Here is a 23,271-nt window from a genome sequence, read left to right as displayed (position 1 = left end):
TTTTAGTAGGTTTTTCTTCACTAATGTTGTGAAAAATCTAAAAACTAGTTAGTATGAATATTAAATTTTTAGATTTTTTGTGACAACAGAAAATCATCGTTTCTTGTGAATTGAATATTTCATATTATGAATTATGTTATGATTTACTATATATGATAAATGACATATATAGATTGACATAATAGCCCGTAGGGCTTATTTTTATACGTTAATATATAAATTTGAAAGGAAGGTATTTATGGTAAAAAGTGATATGTCAAAGTTATCTAAAAATGATGAAGTAAAACAAAAATATCTAGGAAATAAAGGCCTTATAATTCTTATTTCCTTATTAAGTGCATTTGTGCCTTTATCTACGGATCTTTATCTTCCAGCCCTGCCTATGATGTCTGAATATTTCCATGTATCGCAGGTTGTTACTAACCTTACGCTCATAATGTTTTTTGTATTTTTTAGCATAGGCATGCTTGTTTTTGGACCTTTAAGTGATAAATACGGACGTAAACCAGTACTTATTATGGGCCTTGTATTTTATTCAATAGGAAGTGTAATGTGTGTATTTGCTCCAAATATGACCTTTTTAATATTTTCTAGAATTATTCAAGCTGTTGGAGGAAGTGCAGCTAGTGCAGTGGCTACAGCTATTGTTAAAGATGTTTACAGTGGCAAAAAACGTGAATCGGTTTTATCTATTGTTCAATCTATGACAGTAATTTCTCCAGCTGTAGCCCCAGTTTTAGGTTCATGGATTTTAAAAGTGACTTCATGGAGAGAAATATTCGTAGGTCTTACCCTCATAGGATTAGCATCTCTAGTAGGATCTATATTGCTAAATGAAACTTTAACAAATTACAATAAAGGTACAGTAATGCAGACATTAGGAAGGTTAGGCGTAGTACTTAAAAATCCAGGATTTTTTTCTATGTTAATTATATTTTCTGTAGTAAATATAGCATGTATGGCCTTTATATCTGCCTCATCTTATATATATCAAGATGGTTTTAAACTTACAAGCGAAGTGTACAGTTATTATTTTACTTTAAATGCAGTGGGAATGTTATTTGGTCCGTTTCTTTATCTTAAGCTTGTAGGTCGTTTTAAACGTGAATCTATCATTGATATTTGCTTTATTGTAATGATAGCTAGCGGTATATTAATTTGTATATTTGACAATAGCAAACCTTGGGTATTTGCATTAGCTCTCTTGCCTTCTACTATAGCATCATGCTGCATGCGTCCGCCAAGTACTAATTTGATGCTTGAGCAGCAGCAGGAAGATACAGGTTCAGCATCCTCACTTATAGGTGGATTTGCAATGATTATGGGAAGTGTAGGCATGGTTATTGTTTCATTTAATTGGTCCAATCAAGTTTTTGTAATAGGGGCTGTAAATGCTGTAATAGGACTAATTTGTGGAGTTGCATGGAAACTAGCTTATAAAAAACCATATATAAGACATTTCTCTGAAATAGATATGGAACATTATGATGTAGCAAAATAAAGATATTTTCTAAATAAAAATGAGTTTATACTCCGGATATTTTTTACAATCACAAGTACGATTAAATACTTTGATAAGTCTAAGCAGAAAATTTATAAAAACATAAGGCCTTTTGAAAACTCATACCTCAGACAATTCAAAAGGCCTAAGTTTTTTATAAATTTTCCACTAAGACTTATATACAAAGTTTTTAAATGTACTTGTTTATTGTAAAAATATGCCTGCGTATAAGCCTATTTTAAGTTATAGAATCTGTATTTGAGTATAAATTAAAACAGTTGTCATACTATGTTAAGCATAAAATTTAAATTATTACATATATGTTTATTTTTCAAAGTGACACTATAGGGATTCCTATTCAAACTTGCTATTATGTGATTTGATATAAGATAACTTTTAATCTAGAAAGCATGTATAAAAATATATTATAGTTGATTCTATAACTATTTGTAAATCAAATAAGAGGACAGAGTTAAATGTGATATTATAAAATTAAATGTTATAATATCTAGAGTTAAGGGGGAATATGTAGTGGCAGATTATAGAGAACTATGGAGTAAATTAGGAATAGATTTAGAAAAACATGATAAATTATGTGCAGTACTTCCAGAATTATACGGTGGCGTTTATTTAACCCAAAAAAATAGACCAGAGGGAATGAATTATTTTAATCTTGTAGTAGCTGAAGTTCATGGATTAAGGATACAGGAACTGGATGACTATAAAGCACAAGGTGGAAAAGTAGTAGGAACGTTTTGTGTGTTTGTTCCTGATGAAGTTATACTTGCAGCAAAAGCAATAGGGGTAGGTCTTTGCTCAGGATCCCAATTTTGGGTTGAAGATGGTGAAAAGGTTTTACCAAGGAACCTATGCCCTTTAATTAAGGCACTTATGGGTGCAAAAGTTGGAGGAACGTGTCCATATTTTCAATCCTGTGATATGCTGATTGGAGAAACAACCTGTGATGGAAAGAAGAAAGCCTGGGAAATATTAAATGACTATGTTCCAGTTCATGTTATGGAATTACCACAGATGAAAAGAGAAAAAAATTGTAAGGCTTGGGAAGAAGAAATAAAGGAATTTATAAGCAAGATGGAAGAACTTACGGAAAATAAGGTAACTGTAGAAAGTTTAAGACAGGGCATAAAGACTGCAAATGCGAAGAGAAGGGCACTTAAAAGATTATATAATTTGAGAAAATATAAGCCGTCTCCAATAAGTGGATTAGATGTTTTATTGATATCGCAAATTGCTTTCTATGATGATCCAGATAGATTTGTAGAAAAATTAAACGAACTATGCGATGAATTGGATGAAAGAGTTAAAAAAGGTGTAGATGAGGGTAAAAAAAGGATTATGATAACAGGAACCCCAATGGCACTGCCCAACTGGAAACTTCATTCTATTATAGAAGGATTAAATGCACAGGTAGTAGTTGAAGAAACATGTACAGGAACTAGATACTTTGAAAATGAAGTTTGTGAAGAGGGAGAAACTATAGACGATTTAGTAAAAAATTTAGCTGACAGATATATGAAGATAAATTGTGCCTGCTTTACTCCAAATACAGGAAGAATTGATGATATAATAAAATATGCAGATGAATATCATGTAGATGGTGTAATTGATTTTAATCTTTCATTTTGCCATACTTATGCAGTAGAACATAAGGATGTAGAAAAAGTGTTAAAAGAAAAGAATATACCTTTGATTCAGATAGAAACGGATTATTCTACAGAGGATTCAGGACAGATAAAAACAAGAGTAGAGGCATTTTTAGAGATGATATAATGTAGGAGATTTATAGTATGGACAATAAAAGATACTATATACTTTTTCCATCTCATACTGAAGGGATGAAGATGGAAAAGTTATTAAAAGGGAGTAAATTAGAATATACAATTGTGCCTACACCTAGGGAAATTTCATCCTGCTGTGGCATATCTATAATGTATAGCAAGAAGGATGAAGAAGAAATAAAGCTGATGGCACAACAGCATAATGTAAAAACCTTAGGTTTTCACTGTGTAGATAAAAAAATTGTGAATCCCTACTTATAAATAACTCAACTTTTTTAGTTAATAATTAAGAGTGAATAATGAATAGTTATTGTGGATTTTTTTCGTTACACTACAAAAAATCTTTAATTAAATCTTTGGTAGCTCGTTTCGCTAAAGCGAAACATGGCTGGTTTATGACTGGTTCTTATAAATTAAAAGATTTTTTGCTATAGCTAAAAATCATCATTCACTATTAACTTTTCATTATTAATTATTAATTTATCTTATATAAAAGGTGGAATTTTGTGATTTACGTAGGTATAGACATAGGTTCTACTGCTTCAAAAGTTTGTATATATGACAGTGGAATTAGGGAAACATTTGCACTTCCAACAGGTTGGAGTAGTGTAAAAACTGCTGGTGTTATAAAAGATAGACTAAAAAAAATAGGATTAGGGAAAGATAATTGTAAAATAGTAGCTACGGGGTATGGAAGAGTATCTGTTCCCTATGCTGATAAAACTATAACTGAAATTACTTGTCATGGAAAAGGCGCTTACTACCTTTTAAAAGATGACTGTACAGTAATCGATATAGGTGGTCAAGACACCAAGATAATTACCATAAAAGGTGGTAGAGTTACTAATTTTACTATGAATGACAAATGTGCAGCAGGTACAGGAAGATTCCTAGAGCTAATGGCTGGCACTTTAGGGTTCACCATAGATGAACTGTGTGAAAAAGCTAAAAGTGGAAATGGAGTTACTATAAGTTCTATGTGTACTGTATTTGCTGAATCTGAAATAACAAGTTTAATTGGAAATGGTACCAGGAGAGAAGATATAGCTTTTGGAGTAGTTGATTCTATTACAAGTAAAGTAAAATCTTTATGTCAAAAGCATGGAGAAGAATTTAATTATTTTTTAACTGGTGGTTTAAGTCAAAATAAGTATATAATAAACACCCTTTCTAAAAAATTAAGCTCACCTGTTAAAAGCAGTAAATTTGGAAGATATGCAGGTGCTATTGGAGCAGCTCTTTTAGCTTCAAAATTAAAATAACATGTTGACTTTGATTTGAAACTGTGATATCCTAAACACAGTAAAAATTAAACAGTAAAAGACCTTTAAAACTAGTCCTGTGAGACTAGGAAGGCATATGTAGAATATAAAATTATTATATTATGGTATAATAATGCCTTCCTTAAAGGAAGGCATTTTTTTACACCTTTAAATTTAGCACGGAGAGGCTGAGAAGGAGGAATTATTAATGTTAAAAGGAAGACATCTAATAGATATAATGGATTTTTCAATAGAAGAATTAGATGAGATATTCAAACTTGCAAATGAAATAATTTCAAAAGAGAAGGATTTTTCAAAGGTATGTGATGGAAAGCTTCTAGCAACCTTATTCTATGAACCAAGTACTAGAACTAGACTTAGTTTTGAATCTGCTATGATTAGGTTAGGTGGAAAGGTAGTAGGTTTTTCGGAACCTAATTCAAGTTCTGTTTCAAAAGGTGAAAGTATAGCAGACACAATAAGGGTAATTGGATGTTATGCAGATATTATAGCTATGAGGCATCCTAAAGAAGGTGCACCTAAGATAGCATCTATGTATTCTACAGTACCTGTTATAAATGCAGGAGACGGTGGTCACCAACACCCAACACAAACACTTACAGATCTTTTAACCATTAAATCTATAAAAGGAACATTATCCAATCTAAAAATAGGCTGCTGCGGTGACTTGAAGTTTGGAAGAACAGTACACTCACTCATAAACGCTATGTCTAGATATGAAAACAATAGTTTTACTCTTATATCCCCGGAAGAATTGAAAGTACCTGATTACGTTAAAAAGGAATTAAATAAAAAAGGTGTTAACTACAGTGAAACTAAAAATTTGGAAGATGCTATAGGTTCTCTTGACATACTTTATATGACCAGAGTACAGAAAGAAAGATTTTTTAATGAAGAAGATTATATAAGACTTAAAGATATATATATATTAAGCAAAGATAAAATGTCTAAAGCGGGAAAAGATATGATAGTACTTCACCCACTTCCAAGAGTAAATGAAATTCCATATGAAATAGACAGTGATCCAAGAGCTTGTTACTTTAAACAAGTTAAATATGGTATGTACGTGAGAATGGCATTAATGCTGAAATTACTTGGAATTAGGTAGGGGAGGAAGATAAATATGCTTACAATAAATAGTGTAAAAAACGGTATTGTAATTGACCATATAAGAGCAGGGTACGGAATGAAAATATTTAATTACCTGGAATTAAACAAGGCAAAGTATTCTGTGGCACTTATAATGAATGCGGTAAGTGAAAAGTTAGGAAGAAAAGATATAATCAAAATAGAAAATAATTTGGAACTGGATTTTACAGTGCTTGGATTTATAGATCCTAACATTACAATTGATATAATAAAAGACGAAAAAATATATAAAAAGATAAAATTGAAACTTCCAGATAAAATTGAAAATATAATAGAATGCAAAAACCCAAGATGCGTTACTTCTGTAGAAAAAAATATACCTCATATTTTTAACCTGGTGGACGAAAAAACAGGGTCCTATAGATGTGAATATTGTGACCAGATATATGAGAATTTATCGAAATATCTTTAAAACAAAGGAAAATTATATTTAAAGAGGGGGCTCTTTATGATTATAGATAAATTGTACGATGATGTTTTAAAAAAGGGAAATGTATGTGTGGGACTAGATACTGCCTTAGAATATATACCAAAACATGTGCTAAGTTCACATGAAAATATAGAAGATGCTGTATTTGAATTTAATAAAACTATAATAGACAGTACTTGCGATGTAGCTGCTTGTTATAAAGTACAAATTGCATACTATGAAGCCTTGGGTATGGAAGGACTCAGGGCCTATAGTAAAACCTTGAAGTATATAAGAAATAAGAAGGTTTTAACGATTGCAGATATTAAAAGAGGAGATATAGCAAAAACAGCAGAAATGTATGCAAAGGCACATTTTAAAGGCGAATTTGAAAGTGATTTCATAACTTTAAATCCTTATATGGGATTTGATACATTAGAGCCTTATTTACCTTACATTAAGAATGACAATAAGGGAATGTTTGTGCTTATACGTACGTCAAATAGAGGAGCAGAAGATATTCAATATATAGATACTAAAGAAGATAAAAAACTGTACAATGTAGTAGGAGAAAAAGTAAATTTTCTTGGAAAGAAATATTTAGGAGGCTGCGGCTATAGTTCCATAGGTGGGGTAATAGGGTGTACTCATCAGGAAGAGGGAGTACAGCTTAGGAGGAATCTAGACAGTGTATTTTTCTTAATACCTGGATATGGAGCCCAAGGGGGAACAGCACAAGACATTGCTGCTTATCTTAAAGAGGGCAATGGCGGTGTAGTGAATTCTTCAAGAGGAATACTTCTAGCATATAGAAAAAGAGAAAACGGTGAAAAGAATTATGGAGAATGTGCTAGAGAAGAATGTATTAGAATTAGAGATGATATATTTAAGGTATTTTCAAAGAAATAACCAGTCAGTATGCTAGTCTATTTTTTATCATACTGCGTCGGTAGAACCCTTAGATAGGATTCACTATCTGCGGAACCTGCCTCCTTGTCTGATAAACAAAGTTCTTAGCACCTGATGCTTAGAAATTGTTATCCATGGACATAGCCGCTCTTTACTCACACTTGGAAAAGAGTGAGTATTAGGGCGGGTTAGTCATCGGATAAAAAATATCCATCGCATCTTTAACTTGTTATTTTCTTTCAAATGCCTTAAGGTATCAAAAAATATTTAGAAATGGAGAAGAAATGTATTGAAAAATGAGTTAAGCTATACCACTGAAAAAGTATATAAAAATGAAAAAACAGCTGAAGGTATTTATAAGCTTGAAATTCAGGGGAAATTTAAGGGCAAACCAGGTCAGTTTTATATGCTGAGATGTTGGAAATTAGAACCGCTGCTTTCAAGGCCTATAAGCGTACATTATTTAGATACAAATAAAATAGTTTTCTTATATCAAGTAGTAGGGCAAGGTACTGAAAAGTTAAGCAAATTGAAAACTGGCGATGAAATAAAACTTTTAGGGCCTTTGGGAAATGGATTTGATATAGAGAATTTGAAAACAAAAACTGCTATTATTACAGGAGGTATAGGAATTGCCCCAATGTTTTATCTTGCTCAAAGCATAAGAAAACAACATGAGAATTGTAAATTAGATCTTTATGCTGGTTTTAGAGATAGTGTATATTCTATAGATAAATTTAAACCTTTTGTAGATGATATACACATTTATACAGAAACGGGAACCCAGGGTACAAAGGGCTATGTAACTGATGAATTTAGGCCTGAACTCTATGATACTGTATTATGCTGTGGACCGGAAGTCATGATGAAAAAAGTAATAAGTATGTGTAGAAAAAAGCAGGTAACCGTATATGTTTCAATGGAAAATCGTATGGCCTGTGGAGTGGGAGCATGTCTTGTATGTACTTGTAGTACTATTAAAGGTAATAAACGAGCATGTAAAGATGGACCAGTTTTCTTAGGAAGCGATATAGTACTGTGACGCTTAAGGTATTTTTAAAGAAATAACTAGTCAGTATGCTGGACTATTTTCTTTCAAATGCCTAAATATAGAAGGGGAAAGGAAGTTTAACCAATTGATAGATATATGCGGTGTGAATTTTAAAAATCCTGTAATCGGAGCATCTGGAACCTTTGGATTTGGTGAAGAATATAATCAAATTTATGATGTATCAAAATTGGGAGGAATATGTTCTAAGGGTCTTACATTAAAAAGAAAAGAAGGAAATGATGGCATAAGAAGCTATGAAACTAAAGCAGGTATATTAAATAGCGTGGGACTTCAAAATCCAGGAGTAGAACATTTTATAAATTTTGAACTTCCTAAAATGAAAAAATTTGATACAGTTGTTATAGCTAACATAGGCGGAACTACTATAGATGATTATGTTGAATCCGTGGAGAAGCTAAGTAGCTCGGATGTAGACATTATAGAACTGAACATATCTTGCCCTAATGTAAAAAGTGGGGGTATGGCTTTTGGAATAAAATCAAAGGTAGCTTATGAAATAGTAAGTGCTGTAAGGAAAGTCTGCAAAAAACCACTTATGGTGAAATTATCTCCTAATGCTGAAGATATCGTAGATATGGCATATAAGTGCTGCGAAGCAGGAGCGGATAGCTTATCCCTTGTAAATACATTTAAGGCTATGGCTGTAGATATTAAAAACAGGAAGGCAGTATTTAATAATATAACTGCCGGATTGTCGGGTCCGGCAATAAAGCCCATTGCATTAAGAATGGTATATGAAGTTTCAAAAGCTGTAAAAGTTCCTGTAGTTGGAATAGGTGGAATAGTAAGCTTTCAAGATGCAATAGAATTTATAATGGCAGGAGCTTATGCAATTCAGGTAGGCACTGCAAACTTTATAAAACCAGATATATGTTTGGATATAATAGATGGTATAGAGAAATATATGAAAGATGAAAATATAAAAGATTTAAGTGAAATAAGAGGAATAATTTAGGAGGACAGTTATGGATAATTTAGTTATAAATACATTGAAAGAAGTAGGAGCACTTTTGGAAGGACATTTTTTACTTTCTTCAGGAAAACACAGTGATAGGTATTGTCAGTGTGCAAAACTTTTACAATATCCTGACAAGGCAAAAGATGTAATAGCAGTTATTGCAGACAAATTAGAGAATGTTGACTATGATAAAATAGTTGGACCTGCAATGGGGGGGATATTAGTTTCCTATGAACTTGCAAGGCAAACGGGCAAACCAGGAATATTTGCTGAAAGGCAAAATGGAAATATGACTATAAGAAGGGGATTTGAAATAAAAGAAGGAGAAAAAATTATAATTTCCGAAGATGTGGTAACTACAGGGAAATCCTCTGTAGAGGTTGCTAAGGTAATTCAGGAATTAGGTGGAGAGGTTGTAGGCATATGCTGCATAGTAGACAGAAGAGCAGAAGGTGTCAAAATAGAATATCCAATTTATAGTGCTGTAAAACTTGATATAAACACTTATGATAAGGAAAATTGTCCTATGTGTAAGCAAGGACAAGAATATGTAAAGCCTGGAAGTAGAGTATTCAAATAAGGGGAAAGAATCAATGTACAATGAACGATGCACAATTAAATTCTTAGATTTTAGATTTTTCATAACACTCACGGAGAAAAATCCACAGAAATTGTGAATTGTGAACTGTGAATTGATTACTTAAAAATAAGCCTATTTCTATAGCACATTAACTGTGTTTTTAGGAATAGGCTTATTTAAGTAAATAGCTTAAATTTGCCTTTCACAATTTTATGGAGTTTTACAAAAAATTATTACTATTTATAAGATTTTTGAGGTATAATAAGTAATGAATTCCTACAATATTATTTATTATATACATGAAGGGTTATAATGATTTTTCATTGCGTATAATTTTATATAATGGATAATCCTTTGGGAATATTAATCAGGGAATCACCACTTTTTATAATGGGTGATTTAACTTCCCATAGTTATTAATACTAAGTATAGGAGGAGTTTTTTAGTGGGTAAACCAAGTATTTTTAGCAAAGAATATGAAAAGAAAATGCAGCGGCATAAGAGAAATAAAGTTATACTTATTGTGGCATGTCTGATGGTAGCAGTGTTAGTTGTAGTTTACATAAGGGGAGCATTTAGGGATGTAGTAAAGGAAACAAGTAAGGTAAAGAACAATATTGTTTCTGAAAACAAACAGACAAAGAATAATACGGATAGTCAAAAATCATCTCAACCAAATACTCAAACTAAGTCTAAGGATGCAGCAAGTCAGAATTCATATAAAATAAAATTGAGTAGTGGAAAAGATGTAAGTTTAATATATCAAGTTAAGGGTAATGACAAAGTATTTAAGGCAGATAGCAGCGGTACATATGATGTAAGCCCATCAGGTAAGAATGCACTTTTGTTTGATGATAAATCTCAGAGTATATTGTTAGTGGATGCAAATGGGAATAAACAGGATATAACAAATCCACAGTATGTATCTACTACAGGAACTGTAATAGCAAAAGATTCTCAATTAACTAATAATCCAGGATATGTATGGTGTTCTTCACCTAAATTTATAGACGACAATAATATTGCCTATGTAAGCCAACTTCCATGGATTGGGAAAACTGCAAAATACGTGTGGATAGAAAGCTTGCAGAATAAGAATCATGTTATGGTTCAGAATATAGAAGGTGAAGATATAAAGTTTCAGGGAATAAATGAAAAGGGACTTACGGCCATTGTAGATGGTAAAACTGTTTACTTAACGGCATCAGGTTCCGTTACCCAGTAGAAGGTGCAGCCTTCTACTGGTTATTTTTACGATAGAAGTATATGATAACTTTGGAGGAATTATGGATATAGGATTGTCATCAGCTAGCTTTTACCCAAATGTAAATACGGAAAATAGTATAGCTTTGATGAAAAATTTAGGATTTAATTTAGGAGAAATATTTTTAAATAGTATCAGTGAATATAGTGAAAATTTTGGAGATATACTTTTGGAACAGAAATTAAAGAACAATTTTACTATAAATTCTGTTCATGCCTTTTCTTCTTCTTTTGAACCTAATTTATTTGATGAATATAAGAGGAGAAGGAATGACGCATTTTTACAGTTTAAACAAGTATGTAAACTAGCCAGAAAAGTTGGAGCTAAGTGCTACACGTTTCATGGAATGAAGCATAAAAAACTCTATAATGTAATTAACTATGATCTGGTTTTTGATGTTTATGATAAATTATTATATACAGCAGGAGAAGAAGGCATAAAACTGTGCCAGGAAAATGTATTTTGGTGTATGTCAGGAAATATTGATTTTTTATATACACTTAGAGAAAAATATGAGGATTCCCTATATTTTACACTGGACATAAAGCAAGCCTATAGAGCTGGAAGGTTACCTGAAGAATATATAGATATTATGTCAGGAGCTATAGAAAATTTACATATAAACGATAGAAATTCAACAAGTTCATGTTTGCTTCCAGGTAAAGGTGATACAAATTATAAGAAGTTATTTTGTAAGCTGCGAGAAGCAAATTATAATAAGGTTGGTATAATTGAAGTGTACAGTGACAATTATAAAGACTATGATGAATTAAAAGTTTCTAAGGATTATATTGAAAAGTGCTTGTAAAAATTAAAAAAAACTATAAAGTTTGAGATTTTTGGTATATAATTATAATACTAAATTTAATTCCTAATAATAAGAAAAATATACAATAAAACCATAAATTTAACTTTTACAATATAATTATTGTGTGTACACCAAAATATTAGTTGAATTTTATGGTGCAATTATATAAAATATCAATATTAAGTTTTACAATTTAAGCAGTAAAGAAAGGCAATGCTCACATCATATAGGAATGTTTATAAATATATGGTATAATAGCATAGTTGATATAAGCATGTATAGTAATTAGTAGGAGGAATTTTATAAATGAATGTTAAGAAGAAAAAGATAGAAGAAAATGTTGTAAAATTGGAAATAACTGTAGAAGCAGAGAAGTTTAATGAATCTATGAAAAAAGCATTTGCTAAAAATGCAAAAAAGTTCAATATACCTGGCTTTAGAAAAGGTAAAGCCCCTATGAATATAATAAAGAAGTACTATGGTGAAGGCGTATTTTATGAAGATGCAATAAATTTCTGCTGTGATGATACATATCCACAAGCTATTAAGGAAAATGATATAAAACCAGTAGATTATCCTGAAATTGATATAGTACAAATAGGAGAAGGAAAAGAATTCATATATACTGCAAAAATAGTTGTATTTCCTGAAGTTAAACTTGGAGAGTATAAGGACTTAGAAGTTAAGAAAAATACATATGACGTAAAAGACGAAGAAGTAGAAGCAGAATTAAAGACAATGCAGCAAAAGAATGCAAGAATAGAAACCAAAGAAAGTGGAAGTATAGAAAAGGGAAATATAGCAGTAATAGATTTTGATGGATTTGTAGATGACAAAGAGTTTGAAGGTGGAGCAGGAAAGGATTATCAGTTAGAAATCGGATCCGGTACTTTCATAGATAATTTTGAAGATCAGTTAATTGGACTTAATGCTGGTGATTCAAAAGATGTTCATGTTACATTTCCTAAAGAATATGGAAGAGAAGAGCTAAATGGTAAAGAAGCTGTATTTAAAGTTACTGTTAAAGAAATAAAGATTAAAGAACTACCTGAATTAGATGATGAATTTGCTAAAGATATATCAGAATTTGATACTTTGGATAAAGTTAAAGAAGATATAAAGAATAAGAAAAAAGAAGCAAATGAACTTAGAACTAAAAGAGAATTTGAAGAAGCAGTTTTAGATAAAGTTTGCTCAAATGCAGAAATCAACATACCAGAAGTTATGATAAAAAAAGAAGTAGATACTATGCTTAAAGATTTAGAATTAAGATTAAAATATCAGGGATTAGACCTTAAGACATATTATCAATATACAAATAATACTGAAGAAAAAGTAAGAGAATATATGAAAGAATCAGCAGAAAAAAGAGTAAGAACAGATTTAGTAATTGGTGAAATAGCAAAAGTAGAAAAGATAGAAGCAACTGATGACGAACTTATGGAAAGAGCAAAAGAAATGGCTGCACAATATGGTAATAAAGAAGCAGAAAAAACTGCAAAACTAATTTTTAATAATCAAAAATCATATTTAGAGACAGATGTGGTTAATGAAAAAGTTGTAAAAATGTTAGTAGATAGTAATAAAGCAACAGCATAGATTATATTTAAATTAATTGCCAGGAGCTTTTCTGGCAATTAATTTAAAATAAAAAAGTTCAAAGGATTCATCCTTATAGATTGATATAAATTAATTTTAATATATATTAATTGCCTTAAATGGTTATATAAGAGGAGGAGAGTTTATGAGTTTAGTACCAGTAGTTGTAGAACAAACAAGTAGAGGGGAAAGGTCTTACGATATTTATTCTAGGCTTTTAAAAGATAGAATAGTAATGCTTAGTGAAGAGGTTAATGATGTTTCAGCTAGTCTGGTAGTAGCACAGCTGTTATTCCTAGAAGCTGAAGACCCTGACAAAGATATATATCTTTATATAAACAGTCCAGGTGGATCAATAACCTCAGGAATGGCAATTTATGATACGATGCAGTATATAAAGTCAGATGTGTCCACTATATGCATAGGTATGGGAGCTTCCATGGGGGCATTTTTGCTTACGGCTGGTGCAAAGGGAAAGAGATTTGCACTTCCAAATGCAGAGATAATGATACATCAACCACTTGGAGGATTCCAAGGTCAGGCAACTGATATTGGAATTCATGCAAAAAGAATATTAGATATAAAGAAAAAGTTAAATACTATAATAAGTGAAAGAACAGGGCAGCCCCTTGAAAAAGTTGAAAAAGACACTGAGAGAGATAACTTTATGACAGCAGAAGAAGCAAAAGAATACGGATTGATAGATGAAGTTATTACCAAAAAGAAATAACCTTTAGTGAGGTGTGGAAATGGCCAAAAATGATGATAAAAAACAACTTAAATGCTCATTCTGCGGTAAAACACAAGATCAAGTTAGAAGATTAATTGCAGGACCAGGTGTATATATCTGTGATGAATGTATAGAATTATGTTCTGAAATAATAAGTGATGAATTTGAAGAAGATGTTCAAATAGATATGACTTCTATACCTAAACCTGTAGAAATAAAAAATTATCTTGATCAATATGTAATAGGTCAGGAAGATGCAAAAAAATCACTGTCTGTAGCAGTGTATAATCATTATAAGAGAATAAATTCAAATAATCAAAATGATGATGTAGAACTTCAAAAAAGTAATATATTATTACTTGGTCCTACAGGATCAGGAAAAACATTGTTAGCTCAAACTTTAGCAAAATTTTTAAATGTACCTTTTGCTATTGCAGATGCTACTACTTTAACAGAAGCTGGCTATGTAGGTGAAGATGTAGAAAATATATTGTTAAAGCTTATACAAAATGCAGACTACGATATAGAAAGAGCTGAACATGGAATAGTATATATAGATGAGATAGATAAAATAGCAAGAAAATCAGAAAACCCATCTATAACTAGGGATGTTTCAGGAGAAGGTGTACAGCAGGCACTGTTAAAGATATTAGAAGGTACAGTAGCTTCAGTGCCACCTCAGGGTGGTAGAAAACATCCGCATCAAGAATTTATTCAAATAAATACTACAAATATATTATTTATATGCGGTGGAGCTTTTGATGGTATAGACAATATAATAGAACGTAGGACTAGAGTAAGCACTTTAGGCTTTGGTGCAGAAATACAATCTAAAAAGGAAAAGGACATAGGAAAACTTTTAAAAGATATAATGCCTGGAGATCTTCTAAAGTTTGGACTTATACCAGAATTTGTAGGTAGAATTCCTATTATAGTAACTTTGGAGGCATTAGACAGGAGTGCTCTTGTAAGAATATTAAAAGAACCTAAAAATGCACTGATTAAACAATATAAAAAGCTCTTTGAATTTGATGATGTAGAACTTGAATTTAAAGAAGATGCACTGGAAGCTATATCAGATGAAGCATTAAAGAGAAATACAGGAGCTAGAGGTCTTAGAGCTATTATAGAGGAAACTATGAAGGATGTAATGTTTGATATACCTTCAAAAGAGGAAATAGCTAAAGTAATAATTGATAAGAATGCAGTGGATACAAAGAAGCCAGAACTTATAGAGGCAGAGGATGGAAAGAGGACACCTATCAAATTAAAAAAATCAAGAACACGAAAGGGCCCTGAAACTGCATAGGTTATTAAAAAGAGAGTACTGGTTTCGGTACTCTCTTTTAAGCAATAGTTAAGTATATAAAATGCTGATATATGAATTTAAACTATTTAAAGTGAGGAGAGAAAGATGGATAAAAACTTAAAAGTTCTTCCTCTAATTCCATTGAGGGGTATTACTGTATTTCCATACATGGTTTTACATTTTGATGTAGGTAGGAAAAAATCCATACTTGCACTAGAAGAAGCTATGCTTGTAGATCAAAAAATATTTTTAACCGCTCAAAAAGAAGCTAAAATTGAAGAACCAGAAGAAGAAGATATTTTTGAAACAGGTACTATTTGTAATATAAAACAAATATTGAAATTGCCGGGAGACACAGTTAGAGTACTTGTAGAAGGTGAAACAAGGGCAGTATTAAAAGAGTGTATAAGTAAAGATCCCTTTTTTAAAGTAGAAGTGGAGATTTTGGAAGACGGAGAAGAGTGTAGCGACAATAAAAATTGTGAAGCTCTAGCCCGTACTATTAAAGATAAATTCGATGAATACATAAAATTGTCTGGAAACATACCAGTAGAAACAATAATAACATTAGATGAATTAAATAATTGTGGAAGATTAGCTGATACTGTAAGTTCATATTTAATGCTAAAGCAAGAAAAAAGACAGGAAATCCTGGAATGTTATGACATAGAAGAAAGACTTAAAAAGCTTTTAAGTGTACTTGTAAATGAAATAGAAATTTTAAAGTTAGAAAGAAAAATAGGAGTAAAAGTAAAAAATAAGATAGATAAAGTTCAAAAAGAATATTATTTAAAGGAACAACTAAAGGCAATACAAGAAGAACTTGGGGAAGATGACGAAGATAAAAAAGAAATGAAAAGGTATAAAAACAAAATAAGTAAAGCAAAGCTTCCTAAAGATGTTAAAGATAAGGCACTGTATGAATTAGATAGATTAAAAAATACAGGAACCTATTCTGCAGAAGGGGGGGTAATAAGAACTTATTTGGATTGGATACTTGATTTACCTTGGAATGCCCAAACTAAAGATAATTTAGAGATAAAGTCTGTTAGAGAAATACTTGAAAAAGAGCATTATGGACTAAAAGATGTTAAAGATAGAATAATTGAATATCTTGCAGCTAAAAAAATGAGTAAATCACTTAAAGGTCCAATACTGTGCCTTGTAGGACCTCCTGGAGTTGGAAAAACTTCTATTGCAAAGTCTATAGCTCATGCTTTAAATAGAAATTTTGTAAGGATGTCCCTTGGAGGAGTAAGGGATGAAGCTGAGATAAGAGGACATAGGAAGACCTATGTAGGGGCTATTCCAGGAAGGATAATATATGGAATGAAACAAGCCAAATCTAAAAATCCACTATTTTTATTAGATGAAATAGATAAGATGAGTGGTGACTTTAGAGGAGATCCTGCAGATGCTCTTTTAGAAGTATTGGATAGTGAGCAAAACAGCACATTTAGAGATCATTACCTTGAGTTAGATTTTGATTTGTCAAATGTAATGTTTATAACTACAGCAAATACCCTTGAAACTGTCCCAAGACCACTTTTTGATAGAATGGAAGTAATAGAGGTATCTGGGTATACTAGTGAAGAAAAACTTCATATATGTAAAGAACATCTTATACCTAAAGAGTTAGAACAAAATGGGGTAGGGGATAATAAAATTATTTTTTCGGATTCAGCTATATACAAGTTAATAGACAGTTACACTAGAGAATCAGGAGTTAGGAGTCTTGAGAGGAGAGTTGCATCCATTATAAGAAAAGCAATAGCAGAGATTATGGAAAAGGGCAGGAAAAATATAAATGTTACTGTAGCTAAAGTAAAATCTTACCTTGGACCTGAAATATTTACTTATGATAAGGTAGATAAGGAAGATAAAGTGGGAGTAGTTACGGGAATGGCATGGACAGGATACGGAGGGGATACTCTTCCTGTAGAAGTAAGCGTAATGCCTGGAAATGGTAAGTTGCAATTAACAGGCCAACTTGGTGATGTGATGAAGGAATCAGCTAAAACAGGATATAGTTATATAAGGGCTAATTCCCATAAATATGGAATAGAAAGTGGATTTTATAAAAACTATGATGTGCACATACATGTTCCAGAAGGTGCAGTACCAAAAGATGGACCTTCTGCAGGAGTCACTATGGTTACTGCAATGATATCTGCACTTAACAAAAATAAAGTAAAACACAATGTAGCTATGACTGGGGAGATAACATTAACGGGAAGGGTTCTTCCTATAGGCGGATTAAAAGAAAAGAGTCTTGCAGCGTATAGGGCAGGTATAGATACGGTTATAATACCTATGGAAAATGAAAAAGATCTTTTGAAAATTCCAAAGACAGTTAAAAGCAAATTGAAATATATACTTGCAGATAATATAGATACTGTACTTGAAAATGCAATCTTAAGAGATAATTAAGCGGGGTATTATTTATGGAAATAAAACAGTCAGAATTTATAATTTCAGCAGTAAGTCCTAGGCAATATCCTGTGGATAACAGAGTAGAAGTAGCTTTTGTAGGTAGATCTAATGTAGGAAAGTCTTCACTCATAAATACCTTAACAAATAGAAAAAAGCTAGTTAAGGTCAGTGCTACGCCTGGAAAGACCAGGCAAATAAATTTTTTCCTAATAAATAATGACTTTTATCTTGTGGATTTACCTGGATATGGTTATGCAAAAGTTTCCAAGAAAGAAAAGGAAAGTTGGGGAAACATAATAGAAAAGTATTTAAATGCTAGACAGCAATTAAAAAAGATAGTGCTTATTTTAGATTGCAGGCATAAACCAACAGCTGATGACATAACTATGTATAAGTGGATTAAGCACTACAACTATGATATTGCTATTGTAGCTACTAAAATTGATAAAGTGTCCAAGAATCAACTGTCTAAGAATTTAAAAATTATAAGAGATACTTTAGAAATTAATGGGAAAGATGAGATTTTAACTTTTTCTGCATTAAACAAGCAAGGAAAAGAGAAAATTTTAGAGGTTTTGGAGTCTACAATAAATTCCTACTAAATGGTAAAATATTAGTGCAGGATTCATAGGATAAAATTTAAATTGATGCAGGCAAATAATAGCAAGGAGAAATTAGTCATGTTTAAATTGGATATTATAAAGGATGTCCTTGTATTTTCAATTGTATATGTACCACCATTTTTAGTGTTTTCAAAGTTTTGGAGAGATAAAAAGAAGAGTAATTTACTATTAGTGTTAATTGGAATAGCCTATGTAATTACCTGTATATTTACGGAAAACTTTATGCCTTTCATATTTGTACTTTTAAACATAAGATATTTAAGACATAGGGATGGACCATATGAATTTGATATAAGAAGATTTAAATTTTTTAAAGCTTTAGCAGCAGTGGTGGTATTTTATTTGATAACTATAGGTATATCTATAACTGAAACTATTATACTTTCTAATTTTAGAGTTGAATTAAAACAGCAGGATATAGTTACACATATGGCTAATATGTCCTTAAATAAATTTTTGATAATGATACCTGTAGTTATAATATTTGCACCTATACTTGAGGAATTTGTATTTAGATGGCTCTTATTTAAAAAAATATTTACTAAAAGAATGGGAGTATATCTGGCTGCAATTTTGAGCAGTTCAATATTTGCAGTAATTCATTTTAGTTTAAATGCATTCCCTATAATATTATGGATTGGCATTTATAATTGCTATTTAATAAATAAAAAGGGATACTGGTATGCAGTGTTCAATCATTGTGCATTTAATTCAGTAACAGTGGCAGCACTTTTATTGCAAAAACTTAATATGATGTAATAATATAAACAGGGAGTGTTCAAAGCAATTTAGAAAATTGCTATTGTAACACTCCCTTTTTGAAGGAGATAATTAAAAAATGTAATTTAATTATTTTTTATTATTATTGGAATTCATAAAACTATTTAATATTTTAGCTGCATCTGGAGAATTTTTAAGTTGTCTTACTGCATCTAATATCTCACTTTTTCCACTGCTATTGTCTTCCGTTTGAGATAATCTCTTTTCCAATTCTGCAAGTTGAGAGTTTATATTGGACTGATTAAACTCAGGCACATTATTTTTCTTGGAAATATCCCCTAAATTTAGATTACTCAACATTGCACCCAATTGGTCATTGGAAGAGTTCCTGGAGTTACCACCTAGGGCAGATATTATTGAGACAAGTTGAGTTATATCTATATTATTTAGAATATCACCTAAATTGAAACCAGTATTGTAATTTTTGCGATGGTGTTTTGACATCATATTCACCCCTTATTTTTAAGTAAATAGATTTGTATTTATTTAAATTAAACATAATTAATTTATAATATATATTATTCATAGGTAAAAAAATTGATACTAAAATTAAAGCTTATACCTAAAATTCTAGATTAAACCAGAACAAGTTTAATTTAGAATAAAGTTTTACTAAAAAGTTTATAAAAAGTAACGATATAAATTATTATAAACACTAAATATATTGGGGGTAAGGACTATGTCTAAAATTTCTAATTTATTAGAAATTATAATAATGCTGCAATATAAAGGTTTAACTACTGCATCAGAATTATCTGAGATTTTGGAAGTGGATAAGAAAACTATATATAGATATATAAGAAATTTGAATGAAGCAAGTGTACCTATATATACAAGAAAAGGAAGAAATGGCGGATTTTATATAGACCAAAATTTTTATATAAAACCTTCCAACTTAAGTGAAAATGAACTGGAAGCTCTTCTTATGGCGGAGGAAATACTTACATCAAAAAATGGTTTTGTGTATGAAAAGGATTTAAAAAATGCTATTTTTAAAGTAAAAAGCGTAAATGTAAATAAAAATGAGGATTTAAGTAAAATAAATAGTAATAAGAATTTCTCAATAAATTATGTGGGAAATATGGAAAATCTAGAAGATAAGATATCTAAGATAAATTATTCTATGAGCAGGGGGAGAAGTTTAAGCATAAATTATTTTTCAGTAAATAAAAATAATTTAACTATGAGAAAAATAGATCCTTACGATTTGATATTTAAAGAAGGAAATTGGTATATAATAGGATATTGCCACATGAAAGGTGATATACGTAGTTTTAAACTAAATAGAGTAAAAAATTTAAAAATTAGTAAAGATATATATATGAGACCTCACACATTTTCACTAAAAGAATATTTGGACAAGAACTGGGGTATATTTATGGGAGATAAAATAAAGGTAGTAATAAAGTTTAGCGAGAAGGAAGCTGCATTTATAAAAGATACTACATGGCATATACATCAGCATATACACCAGCTTGAAGGGGGAAAAATACTTTTTACCATATACTTGAATGAATTGGAGGATATTAAAAAATGGGTACTGAGCTTTGGGGAAGATGCGGAAGTAATTGAACCTATAGAGCTTAGAAAAGATATAAAGAGAGAATTAGAAGAATTGTATAAAAGATATTAAAAATTTTAATTTTTATGAATAATTTGTTTAGAATGGGACATTATAATAAATGTAATTAGGAGATTTAAATCTCCTAGCATCAAGTAATAAAAATGTTATTTGATGTAATAACCCCCCATCCCCCTTGGGACCGCGTGAACGGTCCCTTTTTTATTTAGATCTATACATAGATGCAATTTTAAAATGATATTTTTTTTCACTACTTTTATCTGGTATGAGAGCTAAATTTAGTGTATAGTTTTTTACTATGTTGGTATCTGTGTTAGAGATAGCTCTAAAATTTAATGCCCAGGATAACTCAGAAGTATTTCCATTTGCATCACATTTATTTTCCATGAACAGTGCATCCTGAAATACATAGGAATTGTTTTCACCGGACATGTTACCTATTAGAGACATATTTTCACTGGATATATTAGAATAAAATATATCTTTAGGTTTGTAGGATTCACTTTGAGGAAGTCCCTGGATTAATTTAATAAATGTGCATATAGTATCCTTTCCCATAAAAGTATTGTCATTCTCATAATTATAATTTTTAAATTTATAGTTTAAAAAAATGTAATTTGAAAGTGTCATGTTGTCTCCTTGGAATTTACCAGATATTACTTTTGGCGTCTTGTTGTTTTTACAGTCTATAAATCCTAATATGTTGTTATAATTTGAAAATATATTATCAAATTTATTATTATTGAATGTAAAAACACGTTGAACTGGTTTATTTGCAATGGAACCTTGTACAAATATTTCAGGAATCTTATTCCTGGATACATCCATAAGAATTACTCTAATGGGCCAATAAGGAGAATAACTTTCAATTATAGGGGAATTTCTATCTGTTTGAAAATTAAAGGACTTATCTCCAATTATTACTTTCATTGAATATTTATTTTCATTACGCACAATAGATAATATATCTTCTTTTCCATCACCATTAAAATCTGCTTTTATCTTTTTATTATTTGAAATAGTGTTAAATGAAGGAGAAGAGCTTCTAGATACCATAAAAATTATGACTGCTAATATAAATATCAATAATAATATAAAAAAGTAGATGTATTTTTTCTTTAGAAATATTATCCTGAATTTCATAAATTTCACCTCCACTTAATTATATGAATGTATTATATATTTAATTATTATGTACAAAATAAATTTATAGAAAAAGGGCTTAAATTATATTTAAAGGAGATGATAGAATTTATGCTCAAAAATAAGATAATTACATTTTTATTAATGATAATATTGTTATTTAATTTATCTGCATGTGGGAAAAATACAGAGACACTCAAAAAAAACAGACAGATAAATATATATGTAGGTGTAAAGGACAAAGAATCTTTAAATATAATAAAATTTTTAACAGACGAATATAAAAAGAAAAATCCTAAGGCAAAGGTAAACATAAATAATGCTATAGGAGAAAAAGTGGATGAAAATGTAAGTGAATCCAGTGATATAGATATTGTAATTGCTTCAAGAAATGACATGCTAAAGTTAGTCAGAAAAGGACTTTTGGCGGATATGGGAAATATGTATGAACAAAATAAATTAACTGATAAATATTATACTTCAGTAAAATCTTACGGTAGGTTTAATGATAGATATTATGGAATTGCTGTAATGCCTTATACTATAGAGATACTCTGCAATAAAAGTGCCTTCGATAAGTTAGGCCTAAAAGTGCCAAATAATATAGATGAATTTAATGCTTCTTTAAAGATAATGAACTCTACATCAATGAGAGTACCTGTAGTTCTTAATGAAGGAATGGATATTAATAATACTTTATTTTCTATAATATCAAGCAATATGATTACTATGAAGAAACTTGAAAATATATATGACAGCGGACCTTCTGCATACAAAAAGTTAACTGAGGTTCAAAAAAGTTTCGATTTGTTAAATGATCTTGTAAAAAATGGATCTATAAGCAAAGATACTTTTGAAATAGGAAATGAATCAAGTTTAAAAAAGTTTGATAAAGGAGACATTCCAGTAATAATAGCATCTTCATATTATGTGAACAATTTAAAAAGCAAAAATATAAAATGCTTTGAGTATTATAGTCCAAATTCTAAAAGTCAGTTAAAAGTTCCAATTATGGCAGATGCCATAATGAGTGTTCTTATAAGTAGTAAGAACACAGAAGAGACAAACGAATTTATAAAGTTTGCATTTGGAAAAGATGTTCAAAAAAAGTTAAGTGGCAAAGGTTTTGTAACAGGATTTAAAAATTCAGACATTTCAAAAGATGGTATAAAAAAGTGTGTAATAACTCACTTAGAAAACAGCACGGAAGACAATATAGCATTTATATATAATGTACCAGAAAGTTTTAAAAATAATATATCAAGCAAGGTTGACAGTATACTATCTGGAAAATACACTAAAAATGAATGGAATGAGGTAGTAGATGAGTCCTCTTAAAA

22 protein-coding genes are annotated in these 23,271 nt (G+C 30.5%); 20 read left to right on the top strand and 2 right to left on the bottom strand.

The annotated features are described in order from the left end of the window. The first annotated feature begins 238 nt into the window (after window positions 1–238). From B5S50_RS07340 to B5S50_RS07255, 18 genes are all read left to right on the top strand, one after another. Window positions 239–1,501: a multidrug effflux MFS transporter gene (locus tag B5S50_RS07340; RefSeq protein ID WP_065077026.1), complete on the top strand. Its 1,263-nt coding sequence runs from the start codon at window positions 239–241 to the stop codon at window positions 1,499–1,501. Between the two features lie 531 nt (window positions 1,502–2,032). Further along, window positions 2,033–3,292 carry a double-cubane-cluster-containing anaerobic reductase gene (locus B5S50_RS07335; protein WP_217303473.1) on the top strand — a complete coding sequence of 420 codons (1,260 nt, stop codon included), beginning with the start codon at window positions 2,033–2,035 and terminating at the stop codon, window positions 3,290–3,292. Between the two features lie 17 nt (window positions 3,293–3,309). Beyond that, the gene (locus B5S50_RS07330; protein ID WP_065077024.1) at window positions 3,310–3,561 is read left to right on the top strand and encodes a DUF3343 domain-containing protein; all 252 of its coding nucleotides are present in this window, start codon (window positions 3,310–3,312) and stop codon (window positions 3,559–3,561) included. A 245-nt stretch (window positions 3,562–3,806) separates the two neighbouring features. After that, window positions 3,807–4,562: an acyl-CoA dehydratase activase gene (locus B5S50_RS07325; protein ID WP_217303472.1), complete on the top strand. Its 756-nt coding sequence runs from the start codon at window positions 3,807–3,809 to the stop codon at window positions 4,560–4,562. A 208-nt stretch (window positions 4,563–4,770) separates the two neighbouring features. Then, window positions 4,771–5,691 (top strand): aspartate carbamoyltransferase, encoded by a 921-nt coding sequence (gene pyrB, locus B5S50_RS07320; protein WP_063556176.1) that lies wholly within the window; start codon window positions 4,771–4,773, stop codon window positions 5,689–5,691. Window positions 5,692–5,706: 15 nt separating this feature from the next. Then, window positions 5,707–6,144 (top strand): aspartate carbamoyltransferase regulatory subunit, encoded by a 438-nt coding sequence (locus B5S50_RS07315; RefSeq protein ID WP_063556175.1) that lies wholly within the window; start codon window positions 5,707–5,709, stop codon window positions 6,142–6,144. A gap of 36 nt (window positions 6,145–6,180) precedes the next feature. Beyond that, entirely contained in the window at window positions 6,181–7,050 is an 870-nt protein-coding gene (gene pyrF, locus B5S50_RS07310; RefSeq protein ID WP_065077022.1) for an orotidine-5'-phosphate decarboxylase, read from the top strand. Window positions 7,051–7,339: 289 nt separating this feature from the next. Then, on the top strand, window positions 7,340–8,092 hold the full coding sequence (locus B5S50_RS07305) for a dihydroorotate dehydrogenase electron transfer subunit (RefSeq protein WP_217303471.1): 753 nt from the start codon (window positions 7,340–7,342) through the stop codon (window positions 8,090–8,092). 94 nt (window positions 8,093–8,186) lie between these two features. Continuing rightward, window positions 8,187–9,077: a dihydroorotate dehydrogenase gene (locus B5S50_RS07300; protein WP_217303470.1), complete on the top strand. Its 891-nt coding sequence runs from the start codon at window positions 8,187–8,189 to the stop codon at window positions 9,075–9,077. Window positions 9,078–9,087: 10 nt separating this feature from the next. Next, window positions 9,088–9,660: an orotate phosphoribosyltransferase gene (pyrE, locus tag B5S50_RS07295; protein ID WP_065077019.1), complete on the top strand. Its 573-nt coding sequence runs from the start codon at window positions 9,088–9,090 to the stop codon at window positions 9,658–9,660. Between the two features lie 445 nt (window positions 9,661–10,105). Beyond that, on the top strand, window positions 10,106–10,885 hold the full coding sequence (locus tag B5S50_RS07290) for a hypothetical protein (protein ID WP_217303469.1): 780 nt from the start codon (window positions 10,106–10,108) through the stop codon (window positions 10,883–10,885). 61 nt (window positions 10,886–10,946) lie between these two features. Beyond that, window positions 10,947–11,732: a sugar phosphate isomerase/epimerase gene (locus B5S50_RS07285; RefSeq protein ID WP_065077018.1), complete on the top strand. Its 786-nt coding sequence runs from the start codon at window positions 10,947–10,949 to the stop codon at window positions 11,730–11,732. A 306-nt stretch (window positions 11,733–12,038) separates the two neighbouring features. Further along, window positions 12,039–13,331: a trigger factor gene (gene tig, locus B5S50_RS07280; protein ID WP_217303468.1), complete on the top strand. Its 1,293-nt coding sequence runs from the start codon at window positions 12,039–12,041 to the stop codon at window positions 13,329–13,331. Window positions 13,332–13,476: 145 nt separating this feature from the next. Next, window positions 13,477–14,061 carry an ATP-dependent Clp endopeptidase proteolytic subunit ClpP gene (clpP, locus tag B5S50_RS07275; RefSeq protein WP_013240188.1) on the top strand — a complete coding sequence of 195 codons (585 nt, stop codon included), beginning with the start codon at window positions 13,477–13,479 and terminating at the stop codon, window positions 14,059–14,061. A gap of 19 nt (window positions 14,062–14,080) precedes the next feature. After that, a complete protein-coding gene (clpX, locus tag B5S50_RS07270) occupies window positions 14,081–15,370 on the top strand; it encodes an ATP-dependent Clp protease ATP-binding subunit ClpX (protein ID WP_013240187.1) in 1,290 nt (429 codons plus the stop codon). A 105-nt stretch (window positions 15,371–15,475) separates the two neighbouring features. Continuing rightward, entirely contained in the window at window positions 15,476–17,800 is a 2,325-nt protein-coding gene (gene lon / locus B5S50_RS07265; protein WP_217303467.1) for an endopeptidase La, read from the top strand. A gap of 14 nt (window positions 17,801–17,814) precedes the next feature. Then, window positions 17,815–18,405, top strand: a complete 591-nt coding sequence (gene yihA, locus B5S50_RS07260) for a ribosome biogenesis GTP-binding protein YihA/YsxC (RefSeq protein WP_217303466.1) — start codon at window positions 17,815–17,817, stop codon at window positions 18,403–18,405. Between the two features lie 78 nt (window positions 18,406–18,483). Further along, a complete protein-coding gene (locus B5S50_RS07255) occupies window positions 18,484–19,185 on the top strand; it encodes a CPBP family intramembrane glutamic endopeptidase (RefSeq protein WP_065077013.1) in 702 nt (233 codons plus the stop codon). Window positions 19,186–19,275: 90 nt separating this feature from the next. On the opposite strand, the gene B5S50_RS07250 is transcribed toward B5S50_RS07255, so the two are convergent. Then, complete coding sequence (locus B5S50_RS07250) at window positions 19,276–19,650, bottom strand: hypothetical protein (RefSeq protein WP_065077012.1); 375 nt, start codon at window positions 19,648–19,650, stop codon at window positions 19,276–19,278. Between the two features lie 235 nt (window positions 19,651–19,885). Here B5S50_RS07250 and B5S50_RS07245 point away from each other — a divergent pair, with 235 nt between their 5' ends. Beyond that, window positions 19,886–20,839 (top strand): YafY family protein, encoded by a 954-nt coding sequence (locus B5S50_RS07245; protein ID WP_065077011.1) that lies wholly within the window; start codon window positions 19,886–19,888, stop codon window positions 20,837–20,839. 150 nt (window positions 20,840–20,989) lie between these two features. Here the strand turns inward: B5S50_RS07245 and B5S50_RS07240 are convergent, their stop codons facing one another. Continuing rightward, the gene (locus B5S50_RS07240) at window positions 20,990–21,931 is read right to left on the bottom strand and encodes a VCBS repeat-containing protein (protein ID WP_065077010.1); all 942 of its coding nucleotides are present in this window, start codon (window positions 21,929–21,931) and stop codon (window positions 20,990–20,992) included. 111 nt (window positions 21,932–22,042) lie between these two features. On the opposite strand from B5S50_RS07240, the gene B5S50_RS07235 reads away from it, so the two are divergent. Further along, window positions 22,043–23,269 (top strand): ABC transporter substrate-binding protein, encoded by a 1,227-nt coding sequence (locus tag B5S50_RS07235; protein WP_065077009.1) that lies wholly within the window; start codon window positions 22,043–22,045, stop codon window positions 23,267–23,269. The last annotated feature ends 2 nt before the right edge of the window (window positions 23,270–23,271 follow it).

Source organism: Clostridium sp. 001, from assembly GCF_019056555.1.
Lineage (GTDB): Bacteria > Bacillota > Clostridia > Clostridiales > Clostridiaceae > Clostridium_B > Clostridium_B ragsdalei.
The sequence above is the reverse complement of the archived record's forward strand: the minus strand, read 5'-3'. Positions and strand labels throughout refer to the sequence as shown.

Excerpts from the sequence above, each read along its gene's own strand:
- B5S50_RS07340 (WP_065077026.1), top strand. The coding sequence starts at position 239 with ATGGTAAAAAGTGATATGTCAAAGTTATCTAAAAATGATGAAGTAAAA.
- B5S50_RS07330 (WP_065077024.1), top strand. The coding sequence starts at position 3,310 with ATGGACAATAAAAGATACTATATACTTTTTCCATCTCATACTGAAGGG.
- pyrB (WP_063556176.1), top strand. The coding sequence starts at position 4,771 with ATGTTAAAAGGAAGACATCTAATAGATATAATGGATTTTTCAATAGAA.
- B5S50_RS07315 (WP_063556175.1), top strand. The coding sequence starts at position 5,707 with ATGCTTACAATAAATAGTGTAAAAAACGGTATTGTAATTGACCATATA.
- pyrF (WP_065077022.1), top strand. The coding sequence starts at position 6,181 with ATGATTATAGATAAATTGTACGATGATGTTTTAAAAAAGGGAAATGTA.
- pyrE (WP_065077019.1), top strand. The coding sequence starts at position 9,088 with ATGGATAATTTAGTTATAAATACATTGAAAGAAGTAGGAGCACTTTTG.
- B5S50_RS07285 (WP_065077018.1), top strand. The coding sequence starts at position 10,947 with ATGGATATAGGATTGTCATCAGCTAGCTTTTACCCAAATGTAAATACG.
- tig (WP_217303468.1), top strand. The coding sequence starts at position 12,039 with ATGAATGTTAAGAAGAAAAAGATAGAAGAAAATGTTGTAAAATTGGAA.
- clpP (WP_013240188.1), top strand. The coding sequence starts at position 13,477 with ATGAGTTTAGTACCAGTAGTTGTAGAACAAACAAGTAGAGGGGAAAGG.
- clpX (WP_013240187.1), top strand. The coding sequence starts at position 14,081 with ATGGCCAAAAATGATGATAAAAAACAACTTAAATGCTCATTCTGCGGT.
- lon (WP_217303467.1), top strand. The coding sequence starts at position 15,476 with ATGGATAAAAACTTAAAAGTTCTTCCTCTAATTCCATTGAGGGGTATT.
- yihA (WP_217303466.1), top strand. The coding sequence starts at position 17,815 with ATGGAAATAAAACAGTCAGAATTTATAATTTCAGCAGTAAGTCCTAGG.
- B5S50_RS07255 (WP_065077013.1), top strand. The coding sequence starts at position 18,484 with ATGTTTAAATTGGATATTATAAAGGATGTCCTTGTATTTTCAATTGTA.
- B5S50_RS07250 (WP_065077012.1), bottom strand. The coding sequence starts at position 19,650 with ATGTCAAAACACCATCGCAAAAATTACAATACTGGTTTCAATTTAGGT.
- B5S50_RS07245 (WP_065077011.1), top strand. The coding sequence starts at position 19,886 with ATGTCTAAAATTTCTAATTTATTAGAAATTATAATAATGCTGCAATAT.
- B5S50_RS07240 (WP_065077010.1), bottom strand. The coding sequence starts at position 21,931 with ATGAAATTCAGGATAATATTTCTAAAGAAAAAATACATCTACTTTTTT.
- B5S50_RS07235 (WP_065077009.1), top strand. The coding sequence starts at position 22,043 with ATGCTCAAAAATAAGATAATTACATTTTTATTAATGATAATATTGTTA.